Annotated in this window: 16 protein-coding genes and 1 tRNA gene; 6 read left to right on the top strand and 11 right to left on the bottom strand. The window is 37.7% G+C overall.

The genetic code is table 11. The features are described from left to right. Positions 1 to 390 precede the first annotated feature (390 nt). Positions 391 to 466, bottom strand: a tRNA-His gene (locus H4J38_RS03850). Positions 467 to 794: 328 nt separating this feature from the next. Here H4J38_RS03850 and H4J38_RS03845 point away from each other — a divergent pair. After that, on the top strand, positions 795 to 1,343 hold the full coding sequence (locus H4J38_RS03845) for a DUF1285 domain-containing protein (protein ID WP_182129588.1): 549 nt from the start codon (positions 795 to 797) through the stop codon (positions 1,341 to 1,343). Position 1,344: 1 nt separating this feature from the next. On the opposite strand, the gene hemN is transcribed toward H4J38_RS03845, so the two are convergent. From hemN to H4J38_RS03805, 8 genes are all read right to left on the bottom strand, one after another. Further along, entirely contained in the window at positions 1,345 to 2,715 is a 1,371-nt protein-coding gene (hemN, locus tag H4J38_RS03840) for an oxygen-independent coproporphyrinogen III oxidase (protein ID WP_182129586.1), read from the bottom strand. Positions 2,716 to 2,884: 169 nt separating this feature from the next. Next, a complete protein-coding gene (locus H4J38_RS03835; protein ID WP_182129585.1) occupies positions 2,885 to 3,385 on the bottom strand; it encodes a DUF2489 domain-containing protein in 501 nt (166 codons plus the stop codon). Positions 3,386 to 3,394: 9 nt separating this feature from the next. Further along, a complete protein-coding gene (yihI, locus tag H4J38_RS03830; RefSeq protein ID WP_182129583.1) occupies positions 3,395 to 3,967 on the bottom strand; it encodes a Der GTPase-activating protein YihI in 573 nt (190 codons plus the stop codon). A gap of 659 nt (positions 3,968 to 4,626) precedes the next feature. Next, a complete protein-coding gene (locus H4J38_RS03825; protein WP_182129581.1) occupies positions 4,627 to 5,160 on the bottom strand; it encodes a VOC family protein in 534 nt (177 codons plus the stop codon). 142 nt (positions 5,161 to 5,302) lie between these two features. After that, entirely contained in the window at positions 5,303 to 7,096 is a 1,794-nt protein-coding gene (locus H4J38_RS03820) for a M61 family metallopeptidase (protein WP_182129579.1), read from the bottom strand. Positions 7,097 to 7,201: 105 nt separating this feature from the next. Further along, positions 7,202 to 8,062, bottom strand: a complete 861-nt coding sequence (gene purU, locus H4J38_RS03815; RefSeq protein ID WP_182129577.1) for a formyltetrahydrofolate deformylase — start codon at positions 8,060 to 8,062, stop codon at positions 7,202 to 7,204. An 87-nt stretch (positions 8,063 to 8,149) separates the two neighbouring features. Continuing rightward, the gene (locus H4J38_RS03810; protein ID WP_182129575.1) at positions 8,150 to 8,392 is read right to left on the bottom strand and encodes a VF530 family DNA-binding protein; all 243 of its coding nucleotides are present in this window, start codon (positions 8,390 to 8,392) and stop codon (positions 8,150 to 8,152) included. Between the two features lie 139 nt (positions 8,393 to 8,531). Further along, a complete protein-coding gene (locus H4J38_RS03805; RefSeq protein WP_182129573.1) occupies positions 8,532 to 9,260 on the bottom strand; it encodes a glutathione peroxidase in 729 nt (242 codons plus the stop codon). A gap of 333 nt (positions 9,261 to 9,593) precedes the next feature. On the opposite strand from H4J38_RS03805, the gene hutG reads away from it, so the two are divergent. Both hutG and H4J38_RS03795 read left to right on the top strand, forming a co-directional pair. Beyond that, positions 9,594 to 10,406: an N-formylglutamate deformylase gene (gene hutG / locus H4J38_RS03800; RefSeq protein ID WP_182129571.1), complete on the top strand. Its 813-nt coding sequence runs from the start codon at positions 9,594 to 9,596 to the stop codon at positions 10,404 to 10,406. 12 nt (positions 10,407 to 10,418) lie between these two features. After that, positions 10,419 to 11,783 carry a formimidoylglutamate deiminase gene (locus H4J38_RS03795; RefSeq protein WP_182129569.1) on the top strand — a complete coding sequence of 455 codons (1,365 nt, stop codon included), beginning with the start codon at positions 10,419 to 10,421 and terminating at the stop codon, positions 11,781 to 11,783. Positions 11,784 to 11,885: 102 nt separating this feature from the next. Here the strand turns inward: H4J38_RS03795 and H4J38_RS03790 are convergent, their stop codons facing one another. Continuing rightward, complete coding sequence (locus tag H4J38_RS03790; protein WP_182129567.1) at positions 11,886 to 12,242, bottom strand: hypothetical protein; 357 nt, start codon at positions 12,240 to 12,242, stop codon at positions 11,886 to 11,888. A 222-nt stretch (positions 12,243 to 12,464) separates the two neighbouring features. On the opposite strand from H4J38_RS03790, the gene ccoG reads away from it, so the two are divergent. Genes ccoG through H4J38_RS03775 form a run of 3 tightly spaced genes read left to right on the top strand, consistent with a single transcriptional unit; the run spans position 12,465 to position 15,560 of the window. Next, positions 12,465 to 13,898: a cytochrome c oxidase accessory protein CcoG gene (gene ccoG / locus H4J38_RS03785; protein ID WP_259365373.1), complete on the top strand. Its 1,434-nt coding sequence runs from the start codon at positions 12,465 to 12,467 to the stop codon at positions 13,896 to 13,898. After that, positions 13,898 to 14,875, top strand: coding sequence for a serine/threonine protein kinase (locus H4J38_RS03780; RefSeq protein ID WP_182129565.1), 978 nt, complete (start codon positions 13,898 to 13,900; stop codon positions 14,873 to 14,875). The genes ccoG and H4J38_RS03780 overlap by 1 nt, the downstream gene beginning before the upstream one ends. A gap of 52 nt (positions 14,876 to 14,927) precedes the next feature. Beyond that, positions 14,928 to 15,560 carry a thiol:disulfide interchange protein DsbA/DsbL gene (locus tag H4J38_RS03775; RefSeq protein WP_182129563.1) on the top strand — a complete coding sequence of 211 codons (633 nt, stop codon included), beginning with the start codon at positions 14,928 to 14,930 and terminating at the stop codon, positions 15,558 to 15,560. Positions 15,561 to 15,686: 126 nt separating this feature from the next. Here the strand turns inward: H4J38_RS03775 and H4J38_RS03770 are convergent, their stop codons facing one another. After that, a complete protein-coding gene (locus tag H4J38_RS03770; RefSeq protein WP_182129561.1) occupies positions 15,687 to 16,352 on the bottom strand; it encodes a TVP38/TMEM64 family protein in 666 nt (221 codons plus the stop codon). Positions 16,353 to 16,564: the final 212 nt, after the last annotated feature.

Raw genomic sequence — 16,564 nt, 5'->3', positions numbered from 1 at the left:
CTTCAACGGCAGCAATGAGCATAAGCATGCCCTACGAACCTTCAGAAAATTTTAGCTATTAATGGTCTAATTATGATCGTGTTATTAACAAAAGCTTATAACTGCTTTGGGCTCTAAGTTGTCTTTATTTACTGAAAAGCTAATGTCAAATTTTAACCAATTTTTCACTTTTCAGTAAAAAGCACAGGAAATAGACAGTAAAGTCCCTAAACAGGCAAAGTTAATCAGTTCCGGTCGATGTTGAATATATGAGCTGGAAGTTGGATATACGTGTAAGTAATTAGACATAATTAGCTTCAAATACTCACAGAATATGCACAGGAGCATTCATCAGAAAGTGCTAATTATAGTAGGTGATTGCCCAGAGGCTTTGAATCTAAAGGGGAAGAATGGGGTGGCTAAAGGGACTTGAACCCTCGACAACCGGAATCACAATCCGGGGCTCTACCAACTGAGCTATAGCCACCACTGATATTACTTGAAGCGCCTAGTGGTAAGGCGCGAGGAGTATATTGTATTTATGCGTTGATTGACAAGAAAAATATTGTCTTTCGAGTAACTTTTCTTAAATTTTATGGTGTCTATTAATACTGCTCAGATGCTATGACTTTTATTTGCTTCCCCATCGAAAGGAATAATAACGCAAGGTGGCTAACTTAATCGCTTTAATACACTCGACGTTCGGCAGACTAGGTTTTTACATGAGCAGATAAAACGCTTTTTGATCGGTCTATTTTAAGTTTACCTGTTAACTTGCTACCATTAGGTAACGCTACCCATTTAAGTTGATAATTATGTCATTAGAGAAAATTTCTGCACAAATTTCTGATACTCAGCAAGGTGATGGTAAAAAAATGCCACCGGTTGAATTATGGGATCCACCTTTTTGTGGTGATATCGATTTAGAAATAAAGCTAGATGGTAGTTGGTTTTATAATGGCACTGTTTTTAAACGCTTGTCTTTGGTTAAGCTATTCGCGTCGGTTTTAAAAAAAGAAGATGATAAATACTTTTTAGTAACACCTGTAGAGAAGGTTGGTATTATTGTTGAAGACGCCCCCTTTATTTTAACACAATGGCAATGGTTAGATGACAAGAAAACCAGTATGGAAGTTACCACTAATTTAGATGACAGTTTTATCTTAAATGCTGATCACCCATTAGAAATTACCGAAGATGGTGGCTTATATGTCACGGTTAGACGAAATTTGCAGGCTAAGGTGCATCGTAATGTTTATTATCAATGGGTAGATTTAGCCAGTGAAGATGACATAGGCAAAGGCACTGAAATGGTATTCTTCAGTGCCGAACATCGATTTAGTTTAGGGCAACTTGAAAGCTAATTTAAATTACCCGTGAAAAGCGCTGTTGGTTTAAATGTTGTTTCATGTGCGCATCAAAGCTCATGCATATATTACGTATTAACAATCTAGCTTTTTGATCGACGCGGATTTCATCGGCTGTGTCGCTCATTAATCCGTCATTAATGAAGGTTTGGAGTAAGGGTAAATCTTCAGCAAAATATTCATCAAAATTAATCGCAAACTTCTCGCTAATTTTATTTTTGTCGACATAAAGATTACACATTAGTTCGCGAATAACTTCACCACGAATAATATCGTCTTGAGTTAAGCTTACGCCTTTTACGTGAGCATGCCCATGAGTTTCAATAGCTTTGTAATAGTCTTGTAAATCTTTGGTGTTTTGACTAAAACTGTTACCAATAGCACTAATTGACGATACGCCTAAGCCGAGTAAGTCGCAACTGCCTTTGGTGGTGTAACCTTGAAAGTTTCGGTGTAAATGACCTGATTTTTGGGCAATCGATAATTCATCTTCAGGCTTTGCAAAGTGATCCATACCGATGAAGTCGTAGCCAAAATCGCAGAGTTTTTCAATGGCAAGTTTCATTAAAGCGAACTTCTCATCTACGCTGGGTAACCATTCATCTTTGAGTTTACGTTGAGCGGCAAAGCGAGCAGGAATGTGGGCATAACTAAACAATGAAATGCGATCCACATCCATCTCATGGGCTTTGTTTAGGGTGCGAGTGAAAGTTTCTATATTTTGATGTGGTAGACCGTAAATCAAGTCGATGTTAATGGATTTGAAGCCAACTTGTTTAGCATGGGCAATAAAGTTTTCAATAAATTCAGTAGATTGTACTCGGTTAATAGTTTTTTGGACTTTTTCATCAATATCTTGCACGCCGATACTTAAGCGATTAAAACCTAAACTATAAAGGTGTTCAGCTAGGTTCATTTCTATTTCACGCGGGTCTATTTCAATACTCATTTCTACTTGCGCTGCAAAGGTAAACTGCTCTTTTAACAGTGCAACTAGCTTAGTTATTTGTTTGTGCCGTAAAAAGCTAGGCGTACCGCCACCCCAATGTAATTGTTTAACGGTGAAGTCTTTAAATAATGGCGCTCTGGAGGAAATTTCTTGTGCAAGAAACTCAAGATAAGTATCTGCTTTATCGCGATGGCGAGTGACAACTTTATTACAACCACAGTAATAACAAAGACTATGACAAAAAGGAATATGCACGTATATAGACAATTCACGGTTTGGTGAGTCAGCAACAGCTTGCACTAAATGTTCATGTTTAAATTGTTCATGAAACTCTAAGGCAGTTGGATATGAAGTATATCGAGGACCACTGGTGTTATATTTCTGTAATAATGCACTATCAAAAAATTGAGTTACTGGCATGAGTCTTCCCGCTTATCCATTTTACGCTATTATAGATAAACTAGCCGCGTAAACATTGATCAAGCTCAATTTTTACGCGGCTTCATGATGACTTTTTTGATTGAACCTCTGGTTTAGTGCTTATTTAAGCTGTTGTGTTAACCATTATAATTTATTTCATAAAAATAATTTAAGCGGAGGATTCACTCAGCATGCTATTACGTTCATTAGCGTATTGGTGAAGTAATTCGATATCTCGACGAATATCTTCTGCCATTTCTGATTCAAGTTTCATGCGCTCAAAATCTAGTTTCATACGAGATTGTTTATCTAGCTTTTTACGTGCGGCTAGAATCGGCATGTGCTTTATGGCTTCATAAAACTCGAATACGGCTGGAAATTGCACATTTAAATCTTGGCTTAACTTCAATGAATCCAGCAATACACTTAAGCGCCAACAGCCTTCTGCAATATCGCATTGCTCTTCTTTCATTGCGCGCACAATAATAATAACACTGGAGATTATTTTTTTATCATGTTGCTGCAATGCTTGCTGTTGAGCGGCCTTTGCTTGCGCTTGCTCAAGTGTTTGTTGTTTCAACTGGCGCAAGAGCTTAGTGGCTATTGCTGCTAACACGCCAATAATTACAATGGCTAATAATGTTAGGTATATCCAAGGATTTGATAGCATTAAAGTTACCTATTCAAATTTCGATAAATCACTGTTATCAAACTTGTCCCAGAGATCATCTTCAGAATCAGATTTTTTAGCAGGCGCAGCAATCTCTTCTTCTTCATCTAGACCTAGCTCTAGACTGATTTTTTCATGTTGTTCCATTAGCGTATTGAAATAGATAACGTCTTCTGGCGTTAAGGCTTCGTCAGCATCTTGCTTTTCGAGTATTTCAAGTAATCTAGGGTCTTGTTCGATACGGCCTAGTTGTTCTTCTAAGGTCTCACTGACTTCGACAACGCGAATTGCCGCTATAGGTGAGTTATCTTGAACTTTTTTAGCGGGTTTAACTTTAATCGGCGCAGCAACTTTTTTACCTAAATCAATAGGAGTTTTATTACCAATACGTGGATCTTTGTTTTTAGCTGAATTTTGATCATTGATTGCTTTTGGCGTGGCTTCTTTTTGGCGATTTCCCGCTTCGTTGCCATTTGTTTTCTTTGCTCGGCGAGGTTTTGGTTCTACTAATTTTTTTTTGTCATCTTTAAGGATGCCAATAGAGCCGGTGCCCGGTTTGCGTGATTTTTTAGTACGAGACATAGTAATAACTTAAAATAATGAACAATTAGGGCTATTTTACGACATTCCACGCTAAACAGCGATAGAAAGAAAAAAAGCGACGTTATTAGCGTCGCTTTTGGAGAAGAATGTGGCATAAGCCAACATATATAGTTCCGATTCTTAATTGGTTATCCTAACCTTATGATACAGTCCCTGTTAATCTGACAATTTCTGATCTTATTATTATTATATCCGTGCAAAATTATATTTTTTTCGGTCGTCCTGACACTTTTTTAAGCAATCCCTGATGCCCTCTTGGGCAAAATATTCAGTACTCATCCTGAGCTTAAGTAAACAATCCGTATTTTAAATTATGTGCTGCGTAAATTAACGCTTATGGCTTTCCGTGCAAATATTATCCGTTTTGTGTAGTGCTATCTATGTAGCTACCCCATACTTTACGTTAGTTTAGTAATGCATCAAGCTGTTTTTGCTATTGTTTATTGCCCTAAAATCAAATATTCAGCAAGTCATTGTTTTTAATTGTAATAATTTTGTTAATAAATGTAATTTAATTTTTTAGTTTTGATTTTTAATGGGCAATGTCTTACAAAAAAGGCTAAATGTGTAGGTGGTTTTTCTATTGCCCTTATTTACGAAGCTCTTCGTTAATAGGGGCTGTAGCGCTATTTTGTGCATTAATCGTCTTGTTGATGCAACCAAGCGGCATGTGTGGGTGCTTTTTTAGTTTTCGACCATTCTTCAACCATCAATGGTGCAACTCGTTTAAGTTCAGCATACTGTTCAACCGTACCGGTATTTGCCGCTAATTCTAAGCGATGACCATTAGGATCAAAGAAATAAATAGATTTAAACACACCATGATTTACCGGACCTAAAACGTCTAACCCATGTGCTTGTAAATCGCTTTTTGCTGAAACTAAGGCGTCAAAGTCTTCAACTTCTAAGGCAATATGTTGTACCCATTGTGGCGTGTTTTCATCGCGGCCCATGTCAGGAGAATTGGGAATTTCAAAAAATGCCAAAACATTGCCCATGCCAGCGTCTAAAAATATATGCATATAAGGATCTGGCGCTTTTGTTGATGGCACCTCGTTTTCTGCAATGGCGACAGTGAGTTCCATATTTAAATGTTTTTTATACCAATCAACCGTTTCTTTGGCGTCTTTACATCGATAAGCCACATGGTGGAAGCGTTTTAAATTAATCATAGTGTTATTACTTAAATTATAAATGAGCGAATCTCGAATGAGGTAATTTTTACCATAACTCGATAATGCACCCTAATTTTCCAGTTAGTTTAGTTGCTAAATGTTGTCAGCAATTACGTACGCTTTAGTTTACAAAGCAAATTTACTCGATTGATATAATATCCTGCCAGCGTTTGACTAAGTTTTCATCAACGACTTTAAACGCGATGCCAGCTAAAGGTGAGTCAATGACTTTCAATGTTGATGTTAGCAATTGATCGTCTCTAAAGAAGTGACAAATTAGTTCACTGTTGGCCGGTAGATGATCAAGCAAAGCTTGTATTGACTGTTCAGTAACTTTAACTTTATCTACCGCGATTAGAATATCGTTTACGGCTAATCCCGCATTTGCGGCCGGCGATTTTTCAAGCACTTGAGTGATTACTAGTCCAAATGCTTGTGCTTTATATTGTGCGCCTAAGTAAGCGTGGTAATGCGATGCAGAAGTCGTTTCTAAACTGTTTAATTTTTTGAATTTTTGTTTTTGTAGTTCGACACCATAATTTGCCAGATCTGCGGTTAAATCTATGCGCTCGTTGCTATATAAATAGTGTTTAAATGTTGATGAAATATCTTCACCGCAAAGCACGTTAGCAATGTTGATAAAATCGTCTTCACGGGTGCCGATATTAGTACGACCAAAATGGATCCATAATTCTCGCATCAAGGTATCTAAACTATATTGGTTATTTGATTTGCTGCGAATGGTTAAATCTAACCATAAAGCAATAATCGCCCCTTTGGCGTAGTAACTGACAATATTGTTTACGGCATCTGGACCTTGTTGATAAAACTTAGTCCAAGCGTCAAAACTTGAAGCGGTTATACTTTGTTTTAATTCCCCAACGCCGCGATTAACTCGAGTAGAATTTTTCGCTATTATTGCCAAATACTCATCGAAGTTAATTAAACCTGTGCGGAAAAGTGAAAAGTCATCGTAGTAAGAGGTAATGCCCTCGAAAGCCCATAATTGCTTGGTGTAGCTTTCTTGTTTTAAATCGTAAGGGATAAATTCTTTTGGTTTTATTCGACAAACATTCCAGGCATGAAAATATTCATGCGAGCACAGACTTAAGAAGGTTCTATAGTCTTCAGTGCGCTCAGTTGATGATTGTTGTGGGTTGGACAAATCGAAGCGACCCGCCTGTAAAATGGTAGAGTTTTTGTGCTCTAAACCACCAAAACCATTAGCGAGCAAATGGGTAATAAACCAGTATTCTTTAAAAGGCGCTTCACCAAATATGCTGATGTGATGTTGGCATAATTTGCTCAGATCATCAGCCAATCTTTGTGTGTCGCCGTAATGTTTACTGGTGAAAACTAAATGATGAACTACACCATCGACGGTAAACTCTGTGCTATCAAACTCACCTATCGCTACTGGGCAGTCAATTAAATGTTGATAATTGTCGGCAATATATCGCCCGAACTGGTACTTTTTAGTTTCGTTTGCTCGCGTTAATCCAGTAGCCACTCGCCATTTGCTATGCTCGGCTAACTTTGATGGCTGAATTGTTAGCTCGCATGCTAAGTCACTTAATTCATGAACTTGTAAAAAAGTCGAACTGCCATTGAAAAAACCACGTTGGCTATCTAAATAAGCCGTGCGAACTGATAGGTCAAAGGCAAAAATTTGGTAACGTACTTCAACCTGTTCATCGCTTGCTTGCAATGACCAAGTTTGTTTATCGATTTTGCTTATGCCAATGGCTTGTTGGTTGCTGTTAAATACGCAAATTTCGGTAATATTCTTGGCAAAGTCCCGAATCATATAACTGCCGGGTAACCAGGCAGGTAAAGATAAGGTGTAACTTTGACCCGGTATACTTTTAAAAGATAATAAAACCTCAAATAAATGACTATTTGGGGTAAGAGGGGAAATTTGATATTGGATCATATTGGCGCACAAATGTTGACTAGATATTTGTGCTCCAATGTAGCAGAGTTATCTGAATAAAACAGCTTGAAAGTCAGCCTTAGCAGCTAACTATTGGTATTAAATTTAATTTAAAATAACGGTTTTATCTTTATTGATACAGATGCGTTGCTCGGCATGCATTTTTACGGCATGGCATAAGGCGGTTGCTTCTAAATCGTGACCTAAATGTACCATTTGCTCAATGGTAAAAGCATGATTGATAGGTTTTACTTCTTGAACAATTATCGGCCCTTCATCAAGAACAGCTGTAACATAGTGTGCGGTAGCGCCAATGATTTTAACACCACGTTTATGAGCTTGGTGATAAGGTTTTGCGCCTTTGAAGCTTGGCAAAAAAGAGTGGTGAATATTAATTGCTTGGCCACGTAAGCTGTTACAAAGTTCATCTGACAATATTTGCATATAGCGAGCAAGTACCAGTAAATCGCCATTATATTGCTGATAAATATCTAATAACGCTTGCTCTTGTTGTGCTTTATTGTCTTTATTTACCGGTAAGTGATGAAATGGCACATTATGCCATTGTGCAAGCGCCTGACAGTCTTGATGATTTGAAGTAATAGCAACGATATTGACCGGTAATACGCCAGCCTTCCATTTAGTGAGCAATGAAACTAAACAATGGTCATCTTTAGAAACGGCAATAACCACATTAGGGAAGTTGGCTTTTTCCCGTAGTTGATAATTCATATTTAAAGGCTTAGCTAGAAGTTCAATAGCTTGGCTAAACTCTTCAAAGCTAACGGTTAGCTCGCGGTCATCAAAAGCAATACGTGAAAAAAATGTATCGGTATAAGGATCACTGTATTGGCTAGTTTCAGTAATAAAAGCGCCGTGTTGGAATAAGCTTTGGCTGACTTTTGCTAGCACGCCGGAAGTGTCAGGGCATTGCCAAGTTAGAATGTAATGATGAGTGTTTGTCATATGGAAAATTTCTGTGATTATATGCCAGCAGTTTGGCACTTTCTGGTCATTTTGATAAATACTTTTGTGCTATATGCTAATGCTATTTCAAGCAGATTCGTTTTCATCGCTAAGTTTGCTTTTGTGTTGAATATAAAGCGCTTCAACTTTTTCTCTAGCCCAAGGGGTTTTTCTGAGAAATTTTAAGCTTGAGTTAATGCTGGGATCATCAGTAAAACAGCGAATTTTTATTTCCTTGCCAAGATATGGGAAACCAAAATGTTCGACTAATTGTGTCACGATAGCTTTTAACGTTACTCCGTGCAGTGGATTGTAGGGTTGATGATCCATATTTTTGGCCTTAGCAATTTTAGTCGTTATTCTACCATGGCGTTGGCAAATAGTTAAAAAGCAAAAATAAAAAAAAACGACGCTAATGCGTCGTTTTTAATCGTTAAGCTAAATTTAACTTATTTCGTTGTACTTAAGGTTAACTAAAGTGAACTTCTAATGCTTCGCTGCCACGAATATGTAGTCCGTCGATAAAAATTTGCGGCACTGTGTCAGCGTTAGTTATAGCTTTAAACATTGTTAAGTTAACATCTTTGCCAACTTCTAATTCTTCAAATGTTAAGCCTTTTTCAGTTAATAATGCTTTTGCTTTCTTACAATATGGGCAAGAAGGCTTGCTAAAAACCGTAATAGCTGATGTTTGACAGTCTGACGGATTAATATGCTTTAACATAGTGTCAGCGTCAGATACTTCAAACGGGTCACCTGGTAAATCAGGTTCGATAAACATTTTTTCAATGATGCCATTTTTAACTAGCATCGCATAACGCCAGCTACGCTTACCAAAACCAATGTCAGCCTTATCAACTAACATGCCCATGGCGTCAGTAAATTGGCCGTTACCGTCAGGTATAAAACTAATGTTGTCTGCATCTTGATGTTCTGCCCAAGCGTTCATCACGAAAGTGTCATTAACTGACATACAAATAATTTCATCAACGCCATTTTTGAATAGTGTTGGTGCTAATTCGTTATAACGTGGTAAATGTGAAGATGAACATGTTGGTGTAAAAGCACCTGGTAATGAAAAAACTACTACAGTTTTATCGTTGAAAATTTCATCACTACTGCGCGTTGTCCACTCGTCGTTTGCTCTTAATGTGAAAGTAACATTAGGGACTTTTTGTTGCTCTTTGTTTTCTAACATAATGGCTCCGTTTATAGTTTCTAAAATAATGGTCTTGCTCGATATGTTGCTATTATTGAATAAATATGAATCCAATTAAAGTGATTAATTTTGTATTTTATGATTGATAAAATCGATTGATTAAGATTACTTTAAACATTGTCATCTAATAGTAAGAAGTTTTATTTTTGGTATCCAGATTACAACTAACTGTGGTGTAACTTCATGTCTCTGTTGATTTCGAAAATTTAACCAAAATGAATTAGCTACTAAAGATAGAAATAATTTCCTGTTTTATTACTGAAGTGGTAAATTAGTGTTAATAAAGTTGTATATACAATTTGAGAGGGTTGAATGTCAAACAGTTACACCTTATTTGAAGGCTCTGTGCCTTTACTCATCAGCATGCCGCATAATGGTGAAGAAATACCGGCAGATATTGCTGCAATTATGACAGCTAAAGGGCGTGAAGTTGCCGACACCGACTGGTATATGGACCGTTTATACGCTTTTGCGAAAGAGCTTGGCGCTTACATATTAATTCCTAAATACAATCGCTATGTTATTGACTTAAATCGTGATCCTGACGGTGTCGATTTATACCCAGGCGCTAATAACACTGAGCTTTGTCCGACCACAGCTTTTGATTTATTGCCTCTTTACCAAGAGGGATGTGCACCTACTACTGAACAAATAACTGAACGTGTAAAAAACTATTGGCTACCTTATCATCAGGCTTTAGCGTCAACCATGCAGGCAATAAAAACCGAGTTTGGTCAAGCGGTGTTGCTTGAAGCACATTCTATTCGCTCACATGTGCCAAGATTTTTTCAAGGTCAATTACCTGATTTTAATTTTGGCAATGCCGACGGTAAAAGTTGTGCGCCTGAATTGATTGCTACTCTGGCCGACTTAGATTACGCCCCATACACTATGGTATGTAATGGTCGCTTTAAAGGTGGGTACATTACGCGGGCATTCGGCCAGCCGAGTAATAATTTTCATGCTGTGCAATTAGAACTGTCGCAGCACACTTATATGAATGAGCAAGCCATGACATATAACGAAACGCTAGCGCTGCAAGTTCAACCTAAACTCCAAGCGCTAGTTAAAACGCTAATAACTTTTGCTTCAACTACAACAACAAGTAAAAACGCTACGGATTAATGGGGGGTATTAATGAAACTTTTTGTAAAAAAAATATTGTTAGCCGATGGTTGGGCGAACGAGCAAACCTTGACGATTGAACAGGGCGTTATTACCGACATTGCCGATGGTTATGTTACTGGCGCAGAACGTGCCAATGGCGTGGTTATTCCGGGCATGGTGAATTGTCACTCTCATGCTTTTCAGCGTGCTTTTGCCGGGTACAGTGAACAAGGTAGTGAAGGGCAAGACAGTTTTTGGACTTGGCGTCATATTATGTATAAATTTTTGGGGCAATTAACCTCAGAAGATGCGCAAGTTATTGCTAGTCAGCTTTATATTGAAATGTTGAAAATGGGTTATACCCGCGTTGCTGAGTTTCACTATCTTCATCATGATATTGACGGTCAAAACCATGAAAAACTAGCAACTATGGCACAAGCTATTTTTGCTGCAGCTAAGCTGTCAGGCATTGGTTTAACATTATTACCGGTATTGTATCGCTTCAGTGGTTTTGGCCCACAAGCCGCTACTGATGGTCAAAAGCGTTTTATTAATTCTGTTGAGCAATTTAATGACTTAGTCAGTGATTGTTTTAAGCTAGCTCAATTACAGCCTAATTGTAATGTTGGTATTGCACCGCATTCTTTGCGTGCTGTTGATAAAAACTCATTGTTATCGGCTGTTGAGCATGTTCGAGCACTCGATGCGCAAGCACCGATTCATATCCACATTGCTGAGCAGCAAAAAGAAGTTGAAGATTGCTTAACTCATTATGGTCAACGCCCTGTGCAGTGGTTACTCGACAATGCCGATTTAGATAAACATTGGTGTTTAATTCACGCCACGCATATCGATGAAAAAGAGCGCAAGGGCATCATTGCTAGTCAAGCAATTGCAGGTATTTGCCCAACGACAGAAGCTAATTTAGGTGATGGTATCTTCCCAACTGATGAATTTTTGATGGAGAATGGCACATTTGCCATAGGCTCAGATAGTCACATTTCGGTCAACCCAATCGAAGAGCTGCGATGGCTTGAATATGCACAACGTTTAAGTAAGCGACAACGTGCCATGTTAGCTAGCAGTGAGCAAAAATCTGTTGGGCTTAATTTATGGCAAAAAGCCGCCGCAGGTGGAGCACAAAGTACTAATAGTAATACTGGAGCACTAGCCATAGGCAAGCAAGCTGATTTATTGGTTTTAGATGATAGCCAATTACGTTTATTTGCTCACGATGATTTGTATTTACTCGACAGCGTGATTTTTGCTAGCCAGCAAAATCCAGTATTAGATGTGATGGTCAATGGAAATTGGGTGATCCGTGGCTCAGAGCATGCTTTAGAGCAGGTAAGCGCCGATAGTTTTGCTAATTTATTAGCCAGAATCTCAGCTTAATTTTCATGATTAATCAGTCAGCAGACGATTAGAACACAACCTAATCGTCTGATTTATTTGATAGTGTGCGTCTAGCTGTATTACCTACTAGGAGTAATACAGCTATAATAAATTGCTGTATTTGCTAATGGTATAGCAAACCTTAGTTAAATTATCGCGATGTAATTTTGGTGTTTGTTTTTTGCTTTTACAGTATTGCTCGTTAAAGATTTTTACTTTTTCACGGCTGCTGGTAATCTCAGCAACATAGGCTTTTTCTTGGCTAGTAAATTGGCCAAAATCTCGTGATAGGTCTTGATATATTTTATCTGACTTTAAACGCACTTTTGTATCAGTTGCATCTGAAAAATAACTAAGCGCCATCTCTTTTTGCTCAAAAAACCAGCTGTTTAGTTTTTCATTAGGATAATAATGAAAATATAACGCGCCAGCTACGATCAAGATCAATAATTTTTTCATACCATCCCTTATAATCTTCTATGCGTACAAATAACAAGCAAGTTATTGTTGTTATTGAAGCTACCACACATAGCATTATTGTTTTCTTAGACAAAATGTCATGAGAATAGTTCTAGGGTAATCAATTTTGTACCAACAAAGCAATATTTTGCTATTTTATTGATGGGTAACGCCGGCGAATCCGTTATAATTGACCGGTATTACCGAAATAAAGGATCCGCATTGAAATCAAAAGATAAAGACATTAAAGTTAGTCAGTATATTCCGATTAAAAATGTTCAAATTCATCCCCCTGCCAAAAGCGATGCCTATGCACCTCGCGATCAAATATATGTCCGTAAAGTAAAAGGTGTATTTCAAAAACTCCGTAAAAAAATGAATTTTTTCTTTTTGGCATTGTTTGCTGTTTTACCTTGGTTGCAATATGACGGACATCAAGCCATTTTGTTTGATATTGGTGAGCAACGTTTCACGCTATGGAGTGTCACGCTTTGGCCACAAGATCTTACATTACTGGCGTGGCTTTTTATTCTTAGTGCATTCTTACTATTCTTTATTACCACTTTTTTAGGGCGAGTTTGGTGTGGTTATCTTTGTCCACAAACCGTTTGGACTTTTATATTTATCTGGTTTGAAGAGAAAATAGAAGGCACAGCCAATCAGCGTAAAAAGCTCGACAGCCAAGCGCTAAACGTTAATAAATTTTGGCGTAAAGCGCTAAAACATTTTTGCTGGGGCTTCTTTTCTATTTTAACCGCACTTACCTTTGTCGGCTATTTTGCACCCATGAATGAGGTTTTTGTTGATTTCTTCACCTTTAAGGCTTCGTTTGCCTTGGCAGCAACGGTATGGTTTTTTGCTTTTTGTACTTATGGTAACGCGGGTTGGATGCGTGAAATTATGTGTTTGCATATGTGCCCATATGCCCGCTTTCAATCTGCCATGTTTGATAAAGACACTTTAACCGTTTCTTATGATGCCAAACGTGGTGAAAATCGCGGTCCACGTACTCGAAAAGATGTGCCAAAAGATGTGGGTTTAGGAGATTGTATCGACTGTAATCTATGTGTTCAGGTTTGCCCTACCGGTATCGATATTCGCAACGGCTTACAATATGAATGTATTAATTGTGGTGCCTGTGTTGATGCCTGCGACGATGTAATGGAGCGAATGAGATATGACAAAGGTTTAATTCGTTATACCACTGAGCATGAATTAGAAGGGAAAAAAGTTCATTTTGTCCGTGGTAAACTTATTGGTTATGCCATTGTATTGATTTTGATGACAAGTTTATTGATTTTTGAAATGGCTAATAGATCTCCACTGTCAATGGATATAATTCGCGACAGAAATGAGCTAGCAAAAGAGAACTTTAATGGTGATATTGAGAATGTTTATACCTTAAAAATTCTTAATAAATCACAAAAAGATAATCGCTATCGCCTGTCAGTAAAGGGTATTAATAATACTACATGGCATGGTGAACAAGAGGTACTTGTTAAAGCGGCTAAAGTATATACTTTACCAATTAGCATTTCGGTTGATCCCTACGAATTAGAAGGTTATATGACAGATATAAGTTTTGTTATTGAATTAGTTTCAGACACGGATGAGGTTAAGCTTGAACATGAAAGCCGCTTCTTTAATAAACGCTAATGTCAGTATTTGATTTTACTTCGTTATCGCCAGATTTAATTCTCGACGGCCTAGAAAGCACCGGCTTAACGGTTGATAGCGGTTTGTTGGCATTAAACAGCTATGAAAATCGCGTTTATCAATTTCATGATATGGATAAAACTAAATATGTTACTAAGTTTTATCGACCGCAACGCTGGACAGAAGCCCAAATTAGAGAAGAACATAAATTCTCATTTGAATTAGACAAAAGTGAGCTGCCATTAGTGGCACCGATGAAAATTGATGGCGAGTCTTTATTTTCGTATAAAGGTTATCACTTCGCTATATTTCCTTGTCGTGGTGGTCGTATTTTCGAGGTCGACAATTTAGACCAATTAGAATGGATGGGTCGGTTTTTAGGACGCATTCATGCCGTTGCGGCTAAAAAAAGTTTTACTGAACGTCCAACATTTAAAAGTGAGGAAATGCTTCAGCAAGCACAACTTATTATTGAAAAATCTAACTTTGTCCCCTCGAGTTTAACCTTACCTTTTTTCACTATTTTAGAGCAAGTGATTGCCATCGCAAGCCAACAGTATCAACCTAAATCACAGATTCGCTTACACGGTGATTGTCATGCCGGTAACATTCTATGGACTGATAAGGGACCACACTTTGTCGATCTTGATGATTGTAGGATGGGACCTGCTGTACAAGATATTTGGATGATGCTCAGTGGCGACCGTCAGCAGCAGTTATTGCAGTTAGATACCATATTAACGGGCTACGATGAATTTCATCGCTTTGAGACCAATCAATTGCCTTTAATTGAATCATTGCGTACTATGCGAGTAGTTAATTATATGGCATGGCTATGTAAACGTTGGCAAGATCCTGCTTTTCCTCATAACTTTCCGTGGTTTAATACTGAAAAATATTGGGAACAACAAATTTTGATGCTTAAAGAGCAAATGTCAGCATTGCAGCAGCCTCCGTTGAGCTTACTACCTTATTAAGTAGGTTCGGCACTATTATTTTGATTTATTAATGATTAGGAATTTTAATTTTATGAAAAAGTTAGTGAGCTTATTCGCTTTAATGTTATTACCAGTATTCGCATTCGCAGCAAATTATACTGAAGGCGAGCATTACACTAAAGTAAGTGAAGAAGTCACCGCGAAACAAGAAGTACGTGAGTTTTTCTCGTTTTATTGCCCTCATTGTTTTCAATTTGAACCGTTTATGCAGAAGTTAAAAACATCAATACCGGCCGATGCTAAGTTCGAAATGAACCATGTTGACTTCTTACGTGCTGCTTCACCTAAAGTACAGCAAATGCTGAGCAAAGCGGTTGTTGTTGCTCATCAAATGGGTTTAGAGAAAAAAATTATCAGTGCATTGTTTAATTACATTCACGTACAAAAAGCGGTATTTACTTCAGAAAAAGATATCCGAAACGTATTTGTGTTTAACGGTGCTGATGGTGAACAATTCGATAAGTTAATGAAAAGCTTTGGTGTTGTTAGTAAAGCTAATGCCATGAAAAAACAGCAAGATAACTTTGCGAGTAAAGGCGCTTTAACAGGAGTGCCGGCAGTGATTGTTAACGGCAAGTACCGCGTAGACGCTCAAGGCCTAGACAGAAACAATTTTGAGCAAGATTACATTAATCTTGTGAATCACTTATTAACCTTAAAATAAGTTAATAACCTGATGTAAAAAAGAGGCTGCGGCCTCTTTTTTATTAGCTAAAATTTAGCCGACAAGTCCAGCATAACCTCCTTAAGCAATTCCGGCTCACTTAATACAGTTCAGTAGGGTTTAGGTTTAGCTCAAGGTAAATTTACTGTGTGTTTTTTGATATAGATAGCTACTGAGCAACAGTGCGATAACAAGTAAAATAACACTGATAATTAATTGTTGCTGACCATTAACCTGTAATCCCGCGCCCATTAATGAAAATATAGTCATTTGTGGCAAAAAGCCGAGTGCGGAGCCCAAAACATAAGGTTTTATAGGTGAGCGTGCGGTGCCTGCAAGCACGTTAGTTAGAAAGTTTGAACCTGCGGGTAATAGTCGAATAATCAGGGCTTTTAAAAAAGTGTTGTGACTGAAGAAATGGCTAACTTTAGCTAACGGTTTTGGATAACTACGCTGCACCATATTCGCAAATAGTTTACGCGCTAAAATCAGCGTTACTATGCAGCCTAAAACTGCAGATATTGTTGCTAATAATGTGCCAAAGCCAGTTCCAAATAAAAACCCTGCGCTTAATGCGGCAATTTGTCGAGGTAAACCTAAAGCCATAGCAGGTGTTAGTATTAATGTGAAAGTTAAAGCGCCAAGCAGGTTTTTTGGGATTAAAGTATTTAAATAGTTTTGAATAACAATACTATAGTCACCGAGTAATAGCGTAGCTAAGGTCATGACCAAAAATAACGATATTAGGGTTGCGAAAACGGTTAATTTTAATGCTGACGTTGATTTAAACACTTAATGGCTCATTGTTCTTAGTAGTGCAGTTAAACTAACCCCGTTTTATTCTGCATAATATATTTTGTCACAAGCTACCGCTAGTTGAGTGCTTGTATGACCTTAGGTATTTAAAAAACAGCTAAAGAGCGGGGAAAACCGACCGCATTTTACGCTATTTTTTAAGTAAATATAAGTGTTCTATCTTTCAAGCTATAGGCTTAATAATCTAA

Source organism: Colwellia sp. BRX10-3 (assembly GCF_014077505.1).
In the GTDB taxonomy this organism is placed as follows: domain Bacteria; phylum Pseudomonadota; class Gammaproteobacteria; order Enterobacterales; family Alteromonadaceae; genus Cognaticolwellia.
The sequence above is the reverse complement of the archived record's forward strand: the minus strand, read 5'-3'. Positions and strand labels throughout refer to the sequence as shown.

Bases quoted from the DNA above. Each gene is read 5' to 3' on its own strand.
- H4J38_RS03845 (WP_182129588.1), top strand. From the start codon at position 795: ATGTCATTAGAGAAAATTTCTGCACAAATTTCTGATACTCAGCAAGGT.
- hemN (WP_182129586.1), bottom strand. From the start codon at position 2,715: ATGCCAGTAACTCAATTTTTTGATAGTGCATTATTACAGAAATATAAC.
- H4J38_RS03835 (WP_182129585.1), bottom strand. From the start codon at position 3,385: ATGCTATCAAATCCTTGGATATACCTAACATTATTAGCCATTGTAATT.
- yihI (WP_182129583.1), bottom strand. From the start codon at position 3,967: ATGTCTCGTACTAAAAAATCACGCAAACCGGGCACCGGCTCTATTGGC.
- H4J38_RS03825 (WP_182129581.1), bottom strand. From the start codon at position 5,160: ATGATTAATTTAAAACGCTTCCACCATGTGGCTTATCGATGTAAAGAC.
- H4J38_RS03820 (WP_182129579.1), bottom strand. From the start codon at position 7,096: ATGATCCAATATCAAATTTCCCCTCTTACCCCAAATAGTCATTTATTT.
- purU (WP_182129577.1), bottom strand. From the start codon at position 8,062: ATGACAAACACTCATCATTACATTCTAACTTGGCAATGCCCTGACACT.
- H4J38_RS03810 (WP_182129575.1), bottom strand. From the start codon at position 8,392: ATGGATCATCAACCCTACAATCCACTGCACGGAGTAACGTTAAAAGCT.
- H4J38_RS03805 (WP_182129573.1), bottom strand. From the start codon at position 9,260: ATGTTAGAAAACAAAGAGCAACAAAAAGTCCCTAATGTTACTTTCACA.
- hutG (WP_182129571.1), top strand. From the start codon at position 9,594: ATGTCAAACAGTTACACCTTATTTGAAGGCTCTGTGCCTTTACTCATC.
- H4J38_RS03795 (WP_182129569.1), top strand. From the start codon at position 10,419: ATGAAACTTTTTGTAAAAAAAATATTGTTAGCCGATGGTTGGGCGAAC.
- H4J38_RS03790 (WP_182129567.1), bottom strand. From the start codon at position 12,242: ATGAAAAAATTATTGATCTTGATCGTAGCTGGCGCGTTATATTTTCAT.
- H4J38_RS03780 (WP_182129565.1), top strand. From the start codon at position 13,898: ATGTCAGTATTTGATTTTACTTCGTTATCGCCAGATTTAATTCTCGAC.
- H4J38_RS03775 (WP_182129563.1), top strand. From the start codon at position 14,928: ATGAAAAAGTTAGTGAGCTTATTCGCTTTAATGTTATTACCAGTATTC.